13 protein-coding genes are annotated in these 18,614 nt (G+C 74.0%); 7 read left to right on the top strand and 6 right to left on the bottom strand.

Annotated elements, in window-relative coordinates; translation table 11 throughout:
• Positions 1–34: 34 nt before the first annotated feature.
• From EDF38_RS10880 to hrpA, 4 genes are all read right to left on the bottom strand, one after another.
• The gene (locus EDF38_RS10880; RefSeq protein ID WP_123355441.1) at positions 35–1,372 is read right to left on the bottom strand and encodes an extracellular solute-binding protein; all 1,338 of its coding nucleotides are present in this window, start codon (positions 1,370–1,372) and stop codon (positions 35–37) included.
• 156 nt (positions 1,373–1,528) lie between these two features.
• The gene (locus tag EDF38_RS10885) at positions 1,529–2,425 is read right to left on the bottom strand and encodes a glucose 1-dehydrogenase (RefSeq protein ID WP_123355442.1); all 897 of its coding nucleotides are present in this window, start codon (positions 2,423–2,425) and stop codon (positions 1,529–1,531) included.
• 79 nt (positions 2,426–2,504) lie between these two features.
• The gene (locus EDF38_RS10890; RefSeq protein ID WP_123355958.1) at positions 2,505–3,518 is read right to left on the bottom strand and encodes a LacI family DNA-binding transcriptional regulator; all 1,014 of its coding nucleotides are present in this window, start codon (positions 3,516–3,518) and stop codon (positions 2,505–2,507) included.
• Positions 3,519–3,538: 20 nt separating this feature from the next.
• Positions 3,539–7,486, bottom strand: coding sequence for an ATP-dependent RNA helicase HrpA (hrpA, locus tag EDF38_RS10895; RefSeq protein WP_123355443.1), 3,948 nt, complete (start codon positions 7,484–7,486; stop codon positions 3,539–3,541).
• Positions 7,487–7,714: 228 nt separating this feature from the next.
• Here hrpA and EDF38_RS10900 point away from each other — a divergent pair, with 228 nt between their 5' ends.
• From EDF38_RS10900 to EDF38_RS10925, 6 genes are all read left to right on the top strand, one after another.
• Complete coding sequence (locus EDF38_RS10900; protein ID WP_123355960.1) at positions 7,715–9,331, top strand: long-chain fatty acid--CoA ligase; 1,617 nt, start codon at positions 7,715–7,717, stop codon at positions 9,329–9,331.
• Between the two features lie 89 nt (positions 9,332–9,420).
• A complete protein-coding gene (locus EDF38_RS10905; protein WP_233572393.1) occupies positions 9,421–10,386 on the top strand; it encodes a DMT family transporter in 966 nt (321 codons plus the stop codon).
• A gap of 10 nt (positions 10,387–10,396) precedes the next feature.
• Positions 10,397–12,040 carry an MmgE/PrpD family protein gene (locus EDF38_RS10910; protein ID WP_370275625.1) on the top strand — a complete coding sequence of 548 codons (1,644 nt, stop codon included), beginning with the start codon at positions 10,397–10,399 and terminating at the stop codon, positions 12,038–12,040.
• Positions 12,040–12,939: a methylisocitrate lyase gene (prpB, locus tag EDF38_RS10915; protein ID WP_123355445.1), complete on the top strand. Its 900-nt coding sequence runs from the start codon at positions 12,040–12,042 to the stop codon at positions 12,937–12,939. Before EDF38_RS10910 ends, prpB begins: the two co-directional genes overlap by 1 nt.
• Before the next feature lie 103 nt (positions 12,940–13,042).
• A complete protein-coding gene (locus tag EDF38_RS10920) occupies positions 13,043–14,236 on the top strand; it encodes a bifunctional 2-methylcitrate synthase/citrate synthase (RefSeq protein WP_123355964.1) in 1,194 nt (397 codons plus the stop codon).
• Positions 14,237–14,285: 49 nt separating this feature from the next.
• Positions 14,286–16,271, top strand: coding sequence for a thioredoxin domain-containing protein (locus EDF38_RS10925; protein WP_123355446.1), 1,986 nt, complete (start codon positions 14,286–14,288; stop codon positions 16,269–16,271).
• A 71-nt stretch (positions 16,272–16,342) separates the two neighbouring features.
• On the opposite strand, the gene EDF38_RS10930 is transcribed toward EDF38_RS10925, so the two are convergent.
• The gene (locus tag EDF38_RS10930) at positions 16,343–17,215 is read right to left on the bottom strand and encodes a sulfurtransferase (protein ID WP_148061489.1); all 873 of its coding nucleotides are present in this window, start codon (positions 17,213–17,215) and stop codon (positions 16,343–16,345) included.
• A 223-nt stretch (positions 17,216–17,438) separates the two neighbouring features.
• On the opposite strand from EDF38_RS10930, the gene EDF38_RS10935 reads away from it, so the two are divergent.
• Positions 17,439–18,053, top strand: coding sequence for a hypothetical protein (locus EDF38_RS10935; protein WP_123355448.1), 615 nt, complete (start codon positions 17,439–17,441; stop codon positions 18,051–18,053).
• Here the strand turns inward: EDF38_RS10935 and EDF38_RS10940 are convergent.
• Complete coding sequence (locus EDF38_RS10940) at positions 18,025–18,612, bottom strand: CoA-binding protein (protein ID WP_123355449.1); 588 nt, start codon at positions 18,610–18,612, stop codon at positions 18,025–18,027. The genes EDF38_RS10935 and EDF38_RS10940 overlap by 29 nt on opposite strands.
• Positions 18,613–18,614 lie beyond the last annotated feature (2 nt).

Here is an 18,614-nt window from a genome sequence, read left to right on the forward strand (position 1 = left end):
GTCAGGGGAGGAGGGGGCAGGAGGCACGGGTCGCCTACACGGGTGCCGGTCGCGACAGCTGCGTGTCCACCCGGTCGACGAACCGCCGCATGCCGGCCGCGGCGTCGTCCTTGGCGAGGATCACCGACTGGATGCTGTCGAGGAAGTACGTCTGGAAGTCCGACCCCGAGCCGCTGAACCAGGCCGGCGGGTCGTAGTTCAGGTACGCGGCCGCCTCGGCGTAGTGCGACTGGGGGACGAGCACGGCGTACTCGCTGCTGTCGACGACCGGGCCGTAGGCGGGGATGTGCCCGGCCTGCGCCCACGAGATCGAGTCCTTCAGGATGGTCGAGACCATCTTGTAGACGTCCTCGCGCTTGGCGTCGTCCACCGTGCTCTGCCGGGGCAGCACGAAGGCGTGCGAGTCGGCGTAGACGGCGGGCGTGCCGAAGAGCGTGGGGATGATGCTCGCGTCGTAGGCGATGCCCGACGCCTCGGCGCTCGGGACCTCCCACACGCCCGTGAAGAGCATGCCGCTCTCGCCGGAGACGAACTCGGCGATGCCCGACTGGATGTCGCTGGCGGTCGCCATCGCGGTGCCGTCGGTGAGCTGCTGCATGAACTCGAGCGCCGTGACGGCGGCGGCCTCGTCGTACTCGACGGTGCGGCCCTCGCGCAGCACCATGTCGGCGCCCTGCTGCTTGTAGAACGTGTAGAACATGCGCCAGAGCTGCGCGCCGTCGTTGAGGTAGCCCCACGACGCGCCGTGCTTGCCCGTCACGGCCTGCATCGCGTTCGCGACCTCGAGGAACTGCTCGGGGCTCGTGATCTCGACGAGCCGGTCGTCGGGCCCGAGGGCGCCGGCCTCGCGCGCGACGTCGGTGTTGTACAGCAGGATGAACGGGTGCGAGTCGAGCGCGACCGAGAACAGCTGGTCGCCGCTGAAGCCGGCCTTCCAGACGGCGGGCGCGAAGTCCTCCTCGCGCAGGCCGTACGACGCGAGCTTCTCGACGTCCCACGGGTCGAGCAGGCCGCCGGGGGCGTAGCCGGGCACGCGTGACGCGTGCATGATCGCCACGTCGGGGGCCCGGCCGCCGGCCGACGCCATCGCGAGCTTCGTGTAGTACGGGGTGCCCCAGGCGAGCACGGTCTGGGTCGCGACGAACTCGGGGTTCTGCTCGTTCGCCTGGTCGACGAGGGCGGACATCTTCACGCCGTCGCCCCCGCTCAGCAGGTGCCAGAACTTCAGCTGCTCGACCGTGGCGCCGGAGGCGGTGGTCGCGCCGGGCGCGCAGCCCGCGAGGGTGCCCACGGCCACCACGCTCAGGAGGCCGGCTGCGCCGAGGAGGATCGTGCGGCGGGACGGACCGGGGTTCGGTTCAGGGGGTGTCATCGGTGGTCACTCCTTCGTGATGCGTCGACTGGCGACAGCATTACATCGTTGTAACGCGAGCGCAAGCGCCGACGGCGACGGATGCGTCGGGCGGCCCGACGACGGAGGGGCCGCCCGCGCAGCTGCGCGGACGGCCCCTCGGCGGTGGTGCTCAGGTCACGGCGTGGGCATGCCGCCGTCGACGTGCAGGGTCTCGCCGACGACGTAGCTGGACTCGCCCGACGCCAGGAAGACGTAGGCGGGCGCGAGCTCGGCGGGCTGGCCCCAGCGGCCGAGGGCGGTCTGGCTGCCGACGTCGGGGAGGGCGTCCGACGGCTGGCCGCCGGCCGGCTGCAGCGGGGTCCAGATCGGGCCCGGGGCGACCGCGTTGACGCGGATGCCCTTCGGCGCGAGCTGCATGGCGAGGCCCTTCGAGAAGGTGTTGATGGCGGCCTTCGTCGACGCGTAGTCGACGAGCATCGGGGCCGGCTGGTACGCCTGGATCGACGTCGTGTTGATGATCGTCGAGCCGGGGGCGAGGTGCGGCAAGGCCGCCTTCGTGATCCAGAACATCGCGTAGACGTTGGTCTTGTACGTCTCGTCGAAGTTCTCGTCGTCGAGGTCGAGGAACTCCTCGACGTGCTGCTGCTTGCCGGCGTTGTTGACGAGGATGTCGAGCCCGCCGAGGCCCTCGACGGCCTTCGCGACGAGGTCGAGGCAGAAGTCGTGGTCGGTGATGTCGCCGGGCAGGGCGACGGCCTTCCGGCCCGCGGCCTCGACGAGTCCGACGATGCGCTGGGCGTCCTCCTCCTCCTCGGGCAGGTAGCTGATCGCGACGTCGGCGCCCTCGCGGGCGTAGGCGATGGCGACGGCCGCGCCGATGCCGGAGTCGCCGCCGGTGACGAGGGCCTTGCGGCCCTCGAGGCGACCCGAGCCGCGGTACGTCTCCTCGCCGTGGTCGGCGGAGGAGGAGAGCTCCTCGTCGGTGCCGGCGCCCTCCAGGTACTGGGCCTTCGGCGTGATGTCGGCGAACTTCTTGGTGGGGTCTTCGAATGCGTACTGGTCAGCAGACATGGGTGCCTCTCTGTCTCGTGCTCGGGAGTGGCACGGTAGGCTGCTCCGCGCCTCCTCGTGAGGGGTTGACAGGCGGGGCTCAGCGCGGGGAGCGGGCGGTGCTCGCTCGGGGGACGACCTCGTGCGGGATGACGACGAGCTCGGGCGCCCGGTCGCGGTCGGCGATGCGCGCGGCGAGCAGCTCGAGGGCGCGCTCGGCGTAGAGGCGCTTGTCGAGCCCGACGGTGGTGAGCGGGGGCAGGGCGTAGCGGCCGTCGGCGACGTCGTCGAAGCCCGCGAGCGAGACGTCGTCGGGCACGCGGAGGCCCGCCTCCCACAGCGAGTGGCCCGCGCCGATGGCGAGCGAGTCGGTGAAGCAGAAGAGCGCGTCGGGGGCGTCGCCGTGCTCGAGGTGGCGGCGGACGGCGTCGGCCGCGGCCCCGGGCGACCACGCGGCGCAGGCCCAGCGCAGGTCGTCGCCGGTCGGCAGGCCGGCCGCGGCCATGGCCTGCGCCCAGCCGAGCGTCCGGGCCCGGGCCGTGGCGGTGTCGAGGCCCTCGCCCGAGGTGCCGAGCACCGCGATGCGCCGGTGCCCGAGCGCGATGAGGTGGTCGGTCATGTCGCGGGCGGCGGCGACGCTGTCGACCCGCACCTGGTCGACGAGGCTCTGCTCGACCTCGCCGATGACGACGACCGGCGGCAGCGACTCGGCGCCGACGATCGCGCTCTCGTCGAGGCTGACCGGGTTCAGCACGAGGCCGTCGACGAGGTGCTCCTTGCCGCGGAGGAGCAGCTCGCGCTCGCGCTCCGGCCGCATGCCGGTCTGCTCGAGCTGCACCGACCAGCCCCGCTCGTGCGCGACCTCGACGAACCAGTGCGACATCTCGGCGCTGTAGGGCGTGGTCAGGTCGGGGAAGGCGAGCGCGATCGCCCCCGTGCGGCCGTTGCGGAGGCCGCGCGCGCTGAGGTTGGGCACGTAGGAGAGGGCGACCAGCGCCTCCTCGACCCTCGAGCGCGTGTCGGGGCTCACCGGGACGACGCCGTTGATGACGTTCGAGACCGTCTTCGGCGACACGCCGGCACGGGCCGCCACGTCCTTGACCGTCGCTCGCATCACGCCAGGCTAGTGCGCGGTCAGACCGAGGCGAGCACCTTCGCGATGCGCTGCAGCGAGACGCTCTCGCTCGGCCGGAGGTCTTGGGCGAAGAGGCTGAGGCGGAACTCCTCGAGCAGCCACCGGGCACGGACGAGGGCCGGAGGCGCGGCGTCGGTCGGCGGGAACGTCCCGCCCGCCTCCTCGTAACGCTCCGTCGCCTGCTGCACCTCGGTGAGCCAGGCGCGGTCGCGCGAGGGCGCCTCGAGCAGCTTCGCCGTGCGGCGGGTGATGCCGACCAGGTAGACCGGCACCCGTTGGAGCTGCTGCAGGCCCGTCGCGGAGACGAAGCCCGGGTACACGAGCCGGTCGCGCTGCTGCCGCATGTCGGTGAGCGCCGTGAGCAGGGCCATCGAGGTCGCCGACCTCATCGCCTTGTCGGCGTCGCGCGCCGCGGTCAGGGTGCGGGCGACGAGCGACACGGTCTGGAACATGGAGTCCATGACCGCGGCCGAGACCCGGTCGCGCACCGTGAGGAACTCCTTCTTCGTGTACAGCTGTCCGTCGGGCTTCACCCGTCGCAGCACGTCGTCGACGACCGCCACGAGGCAGTCGGCGAAGAGCGCGGCCGTGTTCTGGTACGGGCTCGTCGCGAGGATCAGCTTCTCGGGCGCCGTCAGGTGCTGCTGCACGTAGGCCACCGGGCTGGGGACGGCGAGCATGAGGAGGCGGCGCACGCCCCGCGGGGTCTCGCGCGCCTGGTCGGCGGGCGTCGCCATGAGCCGGATCGCGACCGAGGCGCCCTCGTCGACGAGGGCCGGGTAGGCCCGGATGACGGTCTCGCCGTGCCGCGTGTCGACGACGGTCGGCAGCTCGTCGAAGTCCCAGGTCGTGATGCCCGAGCGCTCGATGGCGTTCGGCACGGGGCGCGCGGCGGCGGGGTCTGCGGGGCCGCCGCGTCCGCGCCGGCCTCGACCCGCGCCTCCGGCGCCCTGCGTCACCCGGGCGACGCTCTCGCGGGCGTCGTCGCCGAGGCGCTGCTGGAGGGCGTCGAGGCGCTTGTCGGACCCCACCGTGCGGCCGCGCTCGTCGACGACCGACCACGTCACGCGCAGGTGCGCGGGCACCCGGTCGAGGTCGAAGTCGTCGGCCGTCACGGGCGCGTAGGTGAGCTTCTTGATGACGCGGGCGAGGGTCGCGGTGAACGGCTCGTCGACGTCGCCCGGGGTATCGGTCGGCAGCTCGGCCGTGATCTTCGCCGCCCAGTCGGCCGCGGGCACGACGTTCTTGCGCAGCTGCTTGGGCAACGACTTGATGAGCGAGGTCACGAGCTCGTCGCGGAGGCCCGGCACCTGCCAGTCGAAGCCCACGGGCCGGAGGCGCGCGAGCAGCGGCAGCGGCACCACGACGGTCACCCCGTCGTCCTCCGCCCCGGGCTCGAACTTGTAGCGGAGCGTCAGCGTCTGGTCGCCCTGCCGCCACGTGTCGGGGAAGGCCGCCTCGTCGACGTCGGGCTCGTCGTCGCCGAGGAGGTCGGCGGCGGTCATGGTGAGGAGGTCGGGCGTCTCGGCCTTCGCCTTCCGCCACCAGCCCTCGAAGTCGCGCGTGCTCGCGACGTCGGCGGGGATGCGCCGCTGGAAGAACTCGAACTGCGCGTCGCCGTCGACGAGGATGTCGCGGCGGCGGGTGCGCTCCTCGACCTCGGTGAGCTCGCGGACGAGGTCGGCGTTGGCCTTCTCGAACGACTGCCGCGACTCCCAGTCGCCCTCGACGAGGGCGTGCCGGATGAACAGCTCGCGGGCGTACCCGGGGTCGATGCGCGAGAACTGGATGCGGCGCCGCTCGACGATCGGCACGCCGTAGAGCGTCACGCGCTCGTAGGCCACGACGGCGCCCTGCTTCTTCTCCCAGTGCGGCTCGCCGTAGCTGCGCTTCACGAGGTCGGGGGCGAGCGGCTCGGCCCACGCGGGGTCGATGACGCCGGCGACGCGGGCGAAGAGGCGGCTCGTCTCGACGAGCTCGGCGCTCATGATCGCGGCGGGCTGCTTCTTCGCGAGGCTGCTGCCGGGGAAGAGCAGGAAGCGCGTCTGGCGGGCGCCGACGTAGTCCTTCTTCTGCGGGTCGAGCAGGCCGATCTGGCTGAGCAGGCCGGCGAGCAGGCTGCGGTGCACCCCGTCGGGGTTCGCGCTGCGCTCGCCGATGTGCAGGCCGAGCGGGCGGGCGGCGCGGGTGAGCTGGCGGTAGACGTCCTGCCACTCGCGGACGCGGAGGTAGTTGAGGAACTCCTCGCGGCAGAGGCGCTTGAAGGCGTTGCCGCTGAGCTCCTGCTGCTTGTCTTCGAGGTACTCGAAGAGGTTGAGCAGGCTGAGGAAGTCGCCCTTGGGGTCCTTGAAGCGCGAGTGCTTCTCGTCGGCCTGCGCGCGACGCTCGAGGGGGCGCTCTCGGGGGTCTTGGATGCTGAGCGCGGCGACGATCGCGATGACCTCGCGCGTGGTGCCCTGCGTCTTCGACTCGATCACCATGCGGGCGAGGCGGGGGTCGATCGGCAGGCGCGTGAGCTGCTTGCCGACGCGCGTGATCTGCGGCTTCGAGCCGTCGTGGCCGCCCTGCGTGACGGCGCCGAGCTCGCGGAGGAGGTCGAGGCCGTCCTTGATGCCGCGCGAGTCCGGCGGCTGCAGGAAGGGGAACGCCGAGATCTCGCCGAGGCCGAGCGAGATCATCTGGAGGATGACCGCCGCGAGGTTGGTGCGGAGGATCTCGGGCTCGGTGAACTCGGGACGCTTGCCGAAGTCGGTCTCGCTGTAGAGCCGGATCGCGATGCCGCTGCTCGTGCGGCCGGAGCGGCCCGAGCGCTGGTTCGCGCTCGCCTGCGAGATGGCCTCGATGGGGAGGCGCTGCACCTTGGCCCGGGTCGAGTAGCGGCTGATGCGGGCGGTGCCGGCGTCGATGACGTACTTGATGCCGGGCACGGTGAGGCTCGTCTCGGCGACGTTGGTCGCGAGGACGATGCGGCGACGGGTGCCCGCCGTGGTGCTCGGCTGGAAGACGCGGTGCTGGTCGGCGGCGCTGAGCCGGCCGTAGAGCGGGAGCACCTCGGTGTGGGGGAGGTTCCGGCCCCGGATGGCGTCCTCGGCGTCGCGGATCTCGTTCTCGCCGCTGAGGAAGACGAGCACGTCGCCGCTGCTCTCACGGGCGAGCTCGTCGAGGGCCTCGTTGATGCCCTGGAGGTAGTCCTTGTCGTCGGCGCGCTGCGGACGGTCGGAGCCGCCGCGGCCGTCGCGGGGGCGGCGGGGTGCCTCGTCGGGGTCGTCGTCGGGGTCGCCGCCGTCGCCGTCGCTGGTGTCGTCCGCCACGAGCGGCCGGTAGCGGATCTCGACCGGGTACGTGCGACCGGAGACCTCGACGACGGGGGCGTCGTCGAAGTGCCGCGAGAACGACTGCGGGTCGATCGTCGCGCTGGTGATGATCAGCTTGAGGTCGGGTCGGCGGGGCAGCAGCTGCTTCAGGTACCCGAGCAGGAAGTCGATGGTGAGGCTGCGCTCGTGGGCCTCGTCGATGATGATCGTGTCGTAGCGGGTGAGGTCGCGGTCGAAGTGGATCTCGTTCAGCAGGATGCCGTCGGTCATCAGCTTGATCTGCGTGTCGGCCGACACCTTGTCGGTGAACCGCACCTGGTAGCCGACGAGGCCGCCGACCTCGTCGCCGAGCTCCTCGGCGATGCGCTCGCTGATGGTGCGGGCGGCGATGCGCCGGGGCTGGGTGTGCCCGATGCTCGTGCGACCGAGCTCGAGGCAGATCTTCGGCAGCTGCGTCGTCTTGCCCGAGCCGGTCGCGCCGGCCACGATGACGACCTGGTTGTCGCGGATCGCGGCGGCGATGTCGTCGCGTCGCTGGCTGACGGGCAGCTCGGCCGGGTAGGTGATGACCGGCGGGGTGCGCGGGGTGCGCGGGGCGGCCGGGGTGCGCGGCGCGGGCTGGGTGGGTGGCATGACCCTCCATGTTAAGCCGCCCCGGCTGGGGAGCGGGAGGGGCGCCGACCCCTCCCCGGGCGCTGCCGAGCGGTCGCGACCTCAGCGCCCGCGGGGTCGGCCGGAGCCACGACTCCGGCGACGGCAGCAGCAGCATGGAGTAGCGCGTCGCCAGGACCGCCCCGGGTGAGCGGACCTCGGGGACGTATGATCCGGGGGACTCGATCGTCGACGGAGACGGAGAACACGATGACCAGCACCCTCACCAGCCCGAGCGGCACCGCGAGCGAGAGAGGGCACAGGCGCGGGCACGCGACCGCGTCGGTCGCCGCGATCCTCGCCGAGTCGGCGCAGCGGTACCCCGACGACGTCGCGATCGTCGTCGGCGAGGAGCGCACCACCTACTCGCAGCTCTGGTCGCAGACGCTCGGCTACGCCGGGGCCCTGCGCTCCAAGGGCGTCGGCGAGGGCTCCCGGGTCGCCATGCTCGTCCCCAACGTCGCCGACTTCGCCCGCGTCTACTACGCGGTGCTCGCCCTCGGCGCCGTCGTCGTGCCGGTGCACGCCCTGCTCAAGCGGCACGAGATCGAGTACGTCCTGCGCGACAGCGAGGCGACGATGCTCGTCTGCGCCGCACCGCTGCTCGCCGAGGGCGCGGCCGGGGCGCAGCTGGCGGAGGTCGACGTCGTGACGGTGCTCGCGCCTCCGGAGTCCGTCGACCCGCACGGAACCGGGCACGACCGGCTGGAGGCGCTGGCCGAGTCGGCCGAGCCGCTCGCCACGTACGTCCCCCGCGACCCGTTCGACACGGCGACCATCCTCTACACGAGCGGCACCACGGGCCAGCCGAAGGGCGCCGAGGGCTCGCACCTCGCCCTCATCGAGCAGGTGAACACCAACCTCATGGGCACCTTCGACATGAAGCGCGGAGACGTGCTGCTCGGGGCGCTGCCGCTCTTCCACACCTTCGGGCAGACCTGCACGATGAACACCGGGTTCCGGGCCGGCGCCACGATCGTCATGGTGCCGAGGTTCACCGGCGACGCGGCGCTCGCCGCGCTCGTCGAGCACGGCTGCGAGATCTTCATGGGCGTGCCGACCATGTACATGGCGCTGCTCGACGCCGCGGGCCGCAGCGACGCCCGACCGCCCCTGCGCTACGCGATCTCGGGCGGGGCCTCGCTGCACCTCGCGGTGCTGCAGCGCTTCGAGCAGGTCTTCGGCGCGCCCGTGCACGAGGGCTACGGGCTCACCGAGACGAGCCCGGTCGCCACGTTCAACCACGTCGGCCGACCGCCCCGCCCCGGCACCATCGGCACGCCGATCTGGGGCGTCGACGTCGAGATCGCCGACCCCGCGTCCGCCGACTCGATCGTGCTGCTGCCCCGCGGCGAGATCGGCGAGCTCGTGATCCGCGGCCACAACCTCATGAACGGCTACCTCAACCGCCCCGACGACACGGCCGAGGCCATCGTCGACGGCTGGTTCCGCACGGGCGACCTCGGCACGAAGGACGACGACGGCTACCTCACGGTCGTCGACCGGACGAAGGACATGATCATCCGCAACGGCTACAACGTCTACCCGCGGCAGGTCGAGGAGGTGCTCGCCCAGCACGACGACGTGACCATGGCCGCCGTCTTCGGCGTGCCCCACGAGACCCACGGCCAGGAGGTCGAGGCGGCGGTCGTGCTCCGCCCCGGCTCCACCGTCACGCCCGAGGAGCTCGTCGCGTTCGTCTCGGACGAGATCGCGGCCTACAAATTCCCCCGCGTGGTGCACGTCGTCGACGCGCTGCCGCTCGGGCCGAGCGGCAAGATCCTCAAGCGTGAGCTCGTCGAGCGCTTCGCGGCACCCCCGGCCTGAGGGCCGCCCCCGGCCCGACGTCCCCCCGGGGCCGTCGGGCCGGGCCGGGCCTGCTCGGCGCAGCCCGACGCTCGGTAGGCTCGGGCCCCGTGATCGGCATCGTGCTCGCGGCCCTGCTCTGGGGCACCACCGGCACGGCGGCGAGCCTCCTGCCGTCGGCGGTGAGCCCGGTGGCGACCGGCGCCGCCACGATGACCGTCGGCGGGCTGCTGCTCGCGGCGACGGCTCCGCGGCTGACGGCGTCGGTGCTCCGGGGAGGCGCGCCCGCGTGGCGCTGGATCGTCCCGGGCGCGCTCGGAGTCGTCGCCTACCCCCTCGCCTTCTACGCCTCGATGTCGCTGGCCGGGGTCGCGATCGGCAACGTCGTCTCCCTCGGCACGGCCCCGCTCTTCGCGGCACTGCTCGAGCGGACGCTCGACCCGCCCGCCCGGCGACGCCCCCTTCAGCGCCGGTGGATCGCCTCGGCCGTAGCGGCCGTGGTCGGCGTCGCCCTCCTCGCCGCGGTCGGGCACCGCGACCAGCCGACCGACTACGCGTTCGTGGCCGGCGCCGGCCCCGACCCGCGCGACGCCCTCGCGCCCGGCGCGGGACTCGTCGCCGGGGTCGCCCTCGGGCTGCTCGCCGGGCTCGCCTACGCGACCTACGCGTACACCGCCGGACGCCTCATCGAGCAGGGGCACCCGGCCCGCGGCGCGATGGCCGCCGAGTTCGGGGTCGGCGCCGTGCTGCTCGTGCCCGTGCTGCTGGCCACGGGCGGCGCGATCACCGCCTCCGCGACGTCGCTCGGCGTGCACGCCTACCTCGCGCTCGGCCCCATGTTCGTCGCCTACCTGCTCTTCGGCGCGGGCCTGCGGAGGGTGTCGAGCTCGCGGGCGACGACGGTGACGCTGCTCGAGCCCGTGGTCGCCACGCTCCTCGCCGTGGTCGTCGTCGGCGAGCGCCTCAGCGTGCTCGGCTGGGTCGGCCTGGCGCTCGTGCTCGCGGGCGTCGTGGTCGTCGTCGCCACGCCCGGGACGCCTCGCGCCCCCGTGCACGGGGCGCCTGCCCGCGCATAGAGTGACGCTCGTGATGCTCAACGACGTGCACGTCCACCGCTCCGACGACCCGCTGCTGCGACACGACGAGCTGGCCCACCGGCTGGCCGCGGTCGCGGTCGACCCCGTCGCGGTCGACGACGACGTGGCCGAGATGGTGATCAACCGCGTCATCGACAACGCGGCCGTCGCCGCCGCGAGCCTGGGCCGCGCACCCGTGGCCGCAGCCCGCGCGCAGGCGGCCGCGCGCCTCCAGCACCGCGCCCGTCACGCCGGAGCCGGCCCGGGCGACAGCCCCGCCGACACGTCCGACCGCCCCGAGAGCACGCTCCGCGCCGCCGGGCCGACCGGCGTCGCGAGCTCCGACGCCCGCAGCCCCCGTGCCGGCGCGACGGTCTTCGGGCTCGACCCCGAGCTGCGCGCGCAGCCCGAGTGGGCGGCGTGGGCCAACGGCGTGGCGGTGCGCGAGCTCGACTTCCACGACACCTTCCTCGCCGCGGAGTACTCGCACCCGGGCGACAACATCCCGCCGGTGCTCGCGGCGGCGCAGCACGTCGGCGCGGGCGGCGAGCAGCTCGTCCGCGGCATCGCCGCCGGCTACGAGCTGCAGATCGACCTCGCGCGGGCGATCAGCCTGCACGCGCACAAGATCGACCACGTCGCGCACCTCGGCCCGAGCGCGGCGGGTGGCATCGCCGCGTTGCTCGGCCTCGACGTCGAGACCACGGCGCAGGCCATCGCCCAGGCGCTGCACACCACCACGGCCACGCGGCAGTCGCGCAAGGGCCTCATCTCGACCTGGAAGGCCTACGCCCCGGCGTTCGCGGGCAAGCAGGCGATCGAGGCGATCGACCGGGCGATGCGCGGCCAGACGAGCCCGAGCCCGATCTACGAGGGCGAGGACGGCGTCGTCGCGTGGCTGCTCGACGGCCCCGACGCGCGCTACTCGGTGCCGCTGCCCGGCCCCGGCGAGGCGAAGCGGGCGATCCTCGACAGCTACACGAAGGAGCACAGCGCCGAGTACCAGGCGCAGGCCTGGATCGACCTCGCCCGCCGCCTCGGCCGGGAGCGCCCCGAGCTGCGCGACCCCGCCGCGGTCCGGAGCATCGTCCTGCACACGAGCCACCACACGCACGTCGTCATCGGCTCGGGCGCCGGCGACCCGCAGAAGTACGACCCGACCGCGAGCCGCGAGACCCTCGACCACTCGATCCCGTACATCGTCGCCGTGGCGCTGCAGGACGGCGAGTGGCACCACGAGCGCAGCTACGCGCCCGAGCGCGCGCAGCGCCCGGACACCGTCGAGCTCTGGAGGCGCATCTCGACCGCCGAGGACGCCGAGTGGACCCGGCGCTACCACTCCGCCGACCCCGCCGAGAAGGCGTTCGGCGGGCGCATCGAGGTCGAGTTCGCCGACGGGTCGCGACTCGTCGACGAGATCGCCGTCGCCGACGCGCACCCGCTCGGCGCGCGGCCGTTCGCGCGGGAGGACTACGTGCGGAAGTTCCGCACCCTCGCCGACGGGGTGCTCGCACCGGAGGAGGTCGAGCGGTTCCTCGGGGTGGCCACGCGCCTCCGGACGCTGGAGCCGCACGAGCTGGCCGGGCTGACGATCACGCCCCCGGCCGGCGCCCTCGACCGGGCCGACGCGGCCTCGCCGGACGGGCTGTTCTGATGCTGTACTCGACGCTCACGCCGGCCGAGAAGCGGCGGCGCTTCCGTGAGGCGCTCGCGGGCGGCGAGCTCGTGCGCATGCCGGGGGCCTTCAACCCCCTCAGCGCGCGGCTGATCGAGCGCAAGGGCTTCGACGGCGTCTACGTCTCGGGCGCCGTCGTCGCCGCCGACCTCGGCCTGCCCGACATCGGCCTCACGACGCTGACCGAGGTCGCGACCCGGGCCGGGCAGATCGCCCGCATGACCGACCTGCCGACCCTCGTCGACGCCGACACGGGCTTCGGCGAGCCGATGAACGTCGCGCGCACGGTGCAGACGATGGAGGACGCGGGACTGGCGGGGCTCCACGTCGAGGACCAGGTCAACCCGAAGCGCTGCGGCCACCTCGACGGCAAGCAGGTCGTCGACCTCGACACGGCGGTCAAGCGGGTCAAGGCCGCCGTCGAGGGGCGCCGCGACCCCGATTTCGTCGTCATGGCCCGCACCGACGTGCGCGCCGTCGACGGCTTCGACGTCGCCGTCGACCGGGCCCGGAGGCTCGTGGACGCCGGCGCGGACGCGATCTTCCCCGAGGCGCTCACCGGGCTCGCCGAGTTCGAGGCCGTCGCGTCGGCGGTCGACGTGCCGGTGCTGGCGAACATGACCGAGTTCGGCAAGGGCGAGCTGCACACCGCCCGGCAGCTGCAGGACGCGGGCGTGAAGATCGTCATCTGGCCGGTGACGCTGCTGCGGCTCGCGATGGGCGAGGCCGGGCGCGGCCTCGACGAGATCGCCGAGGAGGGCACGCAGGCGCGCCTCCTCGACCGGATGCAGCACCGCGCCGACCTGTACGACCTCGTCGACTACGAGGGCTACTCGGCCTTCGACGGCGGGGTGTTCGACTTCACCGTCGAGCGCTGAGCCCGGGCCGCCCCGCCCCGGAGCACCGCTCGACCCGCAGCACCGCAGCACAGCACGAACCGCAGCACCGCACGACCCCGCCTCACCTCACGAAGGAGTGACCATGAGCGACACCGTCACCGCCCCGCCCGCCGCCGAGCCGGCACCCGAGCTGCACAAGGGCCTCGCCGGGGTGGTCGTCGACCGCACGGCCGTCTCGTCGGTCGACGCGGCGAGCAACTCGCTGCTCTACCGCGGCTATCCCGTGCAGCAGCTCGCCGCCGAGCGCGAGATCGAGGACGTCGCCTACCTGCTCCTGCACGGCGAGCTCCCGACGCCGAGCGAGCGCGAGGCCTTCGACGCCGAGCTGCGCGCCGCGCGCCCGCTCGCCCCCGGCCTGCTGCACGTCATCGACCTCATCCCGACGACCGCGCACCCCATGGACGTCGTGCGCACCGCCGTCAGCGCCCTCGGCGCGGCGATGCCCGAGCCCTCGGCGGCGCCCGGCAGCTACGACGTCGACGACACCCGTCGCCTCGCCACGCGACTCTTCGGCGCCCTGCCCGCCGTCGTGGCGTACGACCAGCGCCGGAGGCGCGACCTCCCGCCCGTGCCCCCTCGCGACGACCTGGGGTACAGCGCCGACTTCCTCCACCAGGTGTTCGACCGTGAGCCCGACCCCGTCGACGTCGACGCCTTCGACACGTCGATGGTGCTCTACGCGGAGCACTCGTTCAACGCCTCGACGTTCACGGCCCGCGTCGTGGCGTCGACGCTCAGCGACCTGCACTCGTCGATCGTCGCGGCCATCGGCGCCCTCAAGGGCCCGCTGCACGGCGGCGCGAACGAGGCCGCCCTCGACCTGCTCGAGCGGGTCGCCGACGACGGCGGTGCCGACGGGGCGGGCGACTGGCTCGACGCCGCCTTCGCCCGGCGGGAGAAGATCATGGGCTTCGGGCACCGCGTCTACAAGAACGGCGACAGCCGGGTGCCGACCATGGAGGCGTCGCTGGCGGGGCTCGTCGACCGGGCCCGCGCCTCCGGACACCCCCGCGTCGACGAGCTGGCCGCCGTCTACGACGCGCTCGCCGCCGGGGTGCTCGAGCGCAAGGGCCTCAAGCCGAACGTCGACTACCCGTCGGGGCTCGCGTACCACCTCATGGGGTTCGACACCGCGGTGTTCACGCCGCTGTTCGTCGCGTCGCGGGTGCTCGGCTGGAGCGCCCACGTCATCGAGCAGCGCGAGGCGAACTCGCTGATCAGGCCGCTGTCGCACTACGACGGACCGGCGCTGCGCGACGTGCCGCCGCACGGTTAGCCCTCGCGCGCCGAGCCCGTGCGCGGCCGACGCGCCTACCGTGGCGGGCATGCCGAACCGCCTCGCCGACGCCGTCAGCCCGTACCTGCGCTCGCACGCCGACAACCCGGTCGACTGGTGGCCGTGGGGCGAGGAGGCCTTCGCCGAGGCCCGCCGCCGCGACGTGCCCGTGCTCGTCTCGATCGGCTACTCGACCTGCCACTGGTGCCACGTGATGGCCCGCGAGAGCTTCTCCGACCCCGAGCTCGCGGCGCACCTCAACGAGCGCTTCGTCGCCGTCAAGGTCGACCGCGAAGAGCACCCCGACGTCGACTCGAGCTACCTCGCCGCGGCGTCGGCCTTCACGCCGAGCCTCGGCTGGCCGCTCACCGGCTTCGCGACGCCCGAGGGCCGGGTGTTCTTCGCGGGCACGTACTACCCGCCGGTGCCGGTGCAGGGGCACCCGGCGTTCCGGCAGGTGCTCGACGCCGTGACCGAGGCGTTCACCGGCCGCCGGGCCGAGGTGGACGCGACCGCCCGGGGAGTGGCGGAGGCGCTGGCCAGCCGGGCCGCGCCTCCGGCCGCCGTCGGCGGGATCGCGGTCCTGCCGCCGACCGACGCGGTCCGCCACGCCGCCGCCCGGGTCGCCACCGCCGAGGACGGCGAGCACGGCGGGTTCGGCGGCGCGCCGAAGTTCCCGGTGGCACCGGCCCAGCTCGCCCTGCTCTCGCTCGGGGCCGGCGGCGACCGCGGCGCCCTCGCGCTCGCCTCGCGCACCCTGCGGCGGATGGCGGCCTCGCCGCTGCGCGACCCGGTCGAGGGCGGCTTCTTCCGCTACTCGACCCGGCGCGACTGGGGCGACCCGCACTACGAGCGCATGCTCTACGACAACGCCCTGCTGCTCACCGCGTACTCGCGACTCGCCCTGCTCGAACCGAGGGCCGTCGGCGACGCGGGCTCCTCGACCTCTCCCGACCGCAGCGCCGGAGGCGCGGGCCGACCCGCCGAGACCGCCCTCGACCCGCTGTCGGTCGCCGAGGGCGTCGCGGGGTTCCTGCTCGCGACCCTCCGCACGCCGCGGGGCGCCTTCGGCTCGGCCCAGGACTCGGAGAGCACCGTCGACGGCCGCCGCGTCGAGGGCGGGTACTACGCGCTCGACGCCGCGGCGCGGGCCCGGCAGGTGCCGCCCGCCGTCGACGACAAGGTGCTGACCGGCTGGAACGGCCTCGCCGTCGCCGCGCTGGCGGAGGCCGGGGCCCGACACGACCGACCGGCCTGGGTGGCGGCGGCACGGGCGGCGGCCGACCTCCTGCTCGACGAGCACGTGACGGCCGAGGGGCGGCTGCTGCGCGCCTCCGGGTCGGCGGGGGCGTCGTCGGCCGTGGCGACCCTCGAGGACCACGGCATGCTCGCCGAGGGCCTGCTGCAGCTGAGCCTCGCCACGGGCCTGCCGCGCTACGCCGTCGCGGCTCGCGGGCTGCTCGAGGGCTGCCTCGTCACGGGCGACGACGGCAGCGTCGCGGTCCCGCCGTTCGCCGCGGCCGGCGGGCCCGACCCGGTGCTCGCCGCGCACGGCACGGCGCTCGGCGCCGACCCGTCCGAGGGCGCGTACCCGTCGGGAACGAGCGCCTGCGCGACGGCCGCGCTGACCCTGCACCGGATGACCGGGGAGGCGCGGTGGCGGTCCGCCGCGGAGCTCGCCGTCGCGCCCACCGCCGACGCCGCCCTCGACAACCCGCTCGCGTACGGCACGACGACCGCCCTGCTCGCCGACCTCGCGGCCCCGTCGACGCAGCTCGTCGTGGTGGAGCCCGCGGGGGCGCCCGCCGTCGACCTCGGCGGTCGCGCTCGTCGCACCCTCGGGCCCGGCGTGCTCGTCGCCGTCGTGGGGGAGGAGCAGGCGGCGGCGTTCGCCGAGGCCGGCCTCGAGCTCTTCTCCGGTCGGGCTGCCGTGCGGGGCCACGTCACGGCGTACCTCTGCCACGACTTCGTCTGCCGCCTGCCGGTCACCGGCGTGGCCGAGCTCGACCGCGAGCTGGCCGAGGGCATCGTCTGACGCCGGCAGCCGCGACGAGGTCATTCCGATGACGGCGGCCTGAGCCCGTCGGCGTCGGGTCGTCGCCGGGCTCAGGCCGCCGTCAGCAGCGGTGCCTCGGCGTCGGCGGCCCACTCGTTCAGCGACCCGTCGTAGAGCGAGACGTTGCGCACGCCGAGCAGCGTCAGGGCGAGCGCGTCGGTCGCCGCCGAGATGCCCGCGCCGCAGTAGAGCACGATGCGCTCGGCGTCGAGCACCGGGGCGAACGCCTCGCGCAGGCGGGCCGGCCGGTCGATCCGCCGGTCGTCGCCGACCAGCTCGTCGGCGGGGACGGAGACGCTGCCCGGGATGTGCCCGAGCCGGGGCCGGCGGCCCGTGAGGCCGTCGAACTCCGAGCGGGGCGAGGCGCAGATCAGCGCGGCCTGCTCGTCGCCTGCGACGACGCGCTCGACGAAGGCCTTGTCGACCCAGAGCTCGGGGCGCTCGTGGGCCACGAACCGGGCGGGCGTGGGCTCGACCTGGCCGACGCCGACCGGGCGGCCCTCGGCCAGCCAGGTCGAGAAGCCGCCCTCGAGCACGGCGACGTCGTCGTGGCCCGCGGCGCGGAAGAGCCACCACAGGCGCGAGGCCCAGTGCCCGGCACCCGAGTCGTAGACGACGACCGTGACGTCGTTGTCGATGCCGAGCGCACCCGCGGCGGCGGCGAAGCGCTCGGTCGAGGGCCGGGTGAACGGCAGTGCGCCGCGGTCGTCGCTGAGGTCGACGATCAGGTCGGCGAAGACCGCCCCGGGCACGTGGCCGTGCGCCAGGTACTGGTCGTGCCCGCCGACGTATCGCCCGGTGAGCGTGCCCTCGTCGTCGCGGAGCGCCAGCACCGAGGCGTCGACGACGACCATGTCGTCGGCGCCGACGTGGTCGGCGAGCCACTGGGTCGAGACGACGGGGGCGGTCAGCACGGGGGACATGCGGGCCACGGTAGCGGTCGCCCCCGACAGTCGTGAGCCCCGGCTTCACGGGGCGTCACCTCCCCGGTGCCCCGCCCCCGGTCGTCGACCCCCGGGACGGACGCGGTCAGCACCTGCGACCCCGCGCCTCCCCCTCGAGACGACCGGAGGCGCGACCCGCGGACCAGGGGGACGCCACCCGAGGACGACGCGCCGGCCCCGCCGGCCTGGTGGACTCGACCTCATGCCCTCCACGTCGCGCCACGCCGTCGCTCGCTCGGTCCTCGCCGTGCTCGTCGTCGGGGCCGTCGCCGGCACCGTGACGGCGGGCGGCCCGGTCTTCCTCGCCGCCGACGTGGCCGAGGTCGCGACCGGGTACCGGCCCGACGGCATCGGCCTCATCGTGCCCGGCCTCGTCGCCACGGCACTCGTCGCGCTCGCCGCGGCGGTCGGGCTCGGCTGCGCGCTGCTCGGTCAGGGCCGCGTGCCGGCGGCCACCCGGGCACGAAGCACCGCCGCGGCTGCCCTCCTGCCCATGGTCGTGGCCGCGTCGGTCGCGCTCGCCGTCGTCGCCCGGCACTCGTCCGGCCGCACGCTGGGCTGGCCCGCCACCTGGTGGTCCGCGGCGGGGACCACGGCCGTCTGCTTCACCGTCGCCGCGCTGGCGCTCGTCGTCGCGTCCGTCACGCGCCGGGGCACGGTGCGCATCGTGGCGGCGAGCCTCGCGACGGCGGCCCTCGGGCTCGGCGGCGCCGCCCAGCCGGCGTTGGTGACGGTCTCGCTGCTCGGCGGATCGCTCGCGGTCGCGACCCTGCTGCTGTCGCTCGCTCCTAGCGCCCGGTCTTCTTCGCCGAGATGACGCCCGTGTCGAAGCCCATGAGGTTGAGGCCGCCGTGGAAGCGGGCGTGCTCGACCTTGATGCAGCGGTCCATGACGACGGTGAGGCCCTGCTCCTCGCCGTAGCGCGCCGCCTCCTCGTTCCAGATGCCGAGCTGCACCCAGATGGTCGTCGCCCCGCTGGCGACCACGTCGTCGACGACCGAGGGGATGTCGCTCGCCTTGCGGAACACGTCGACGATGTCGGGCACCTCCGGCAGCGAGGCGAGGTCGGGGTAGGCGGGCTGGCCGAGGATCGTCTCGGCGTTCGGGTTGACGAAGTACACGCGCAGGTCGCTCGACTGCTGCAGGTAGGTGCCCACGAAGTAGCTCGACCGCGTGGCGTTGGGCGAGGCGCCGACGATGGCGACGCTCTTCGCGCCGCGGAGGATCGCCTGTCGCTCCTTGGCGCTCGGGCCGACCCAGGTGCGCTGCGACCTCAGCAGCTTCGCGAGCGGCGAGCTCGCCGGCAGGTCGCAGGTCAGGCCGTTCGACAGCTGCGTCGTGACGGTGGCGGCGGTCGTGTCGTCGGTGGTGGTCATGG

It is taken from the genome of Frigoribacterium sp. PhB160 (assembly GCF_003751785.1).
Taxonomy (GTDB): Bacteria; Actinomycetota; Actinomycetes; order Actinomycetales; family Microbacteriaceae; genus Frigoribacterium.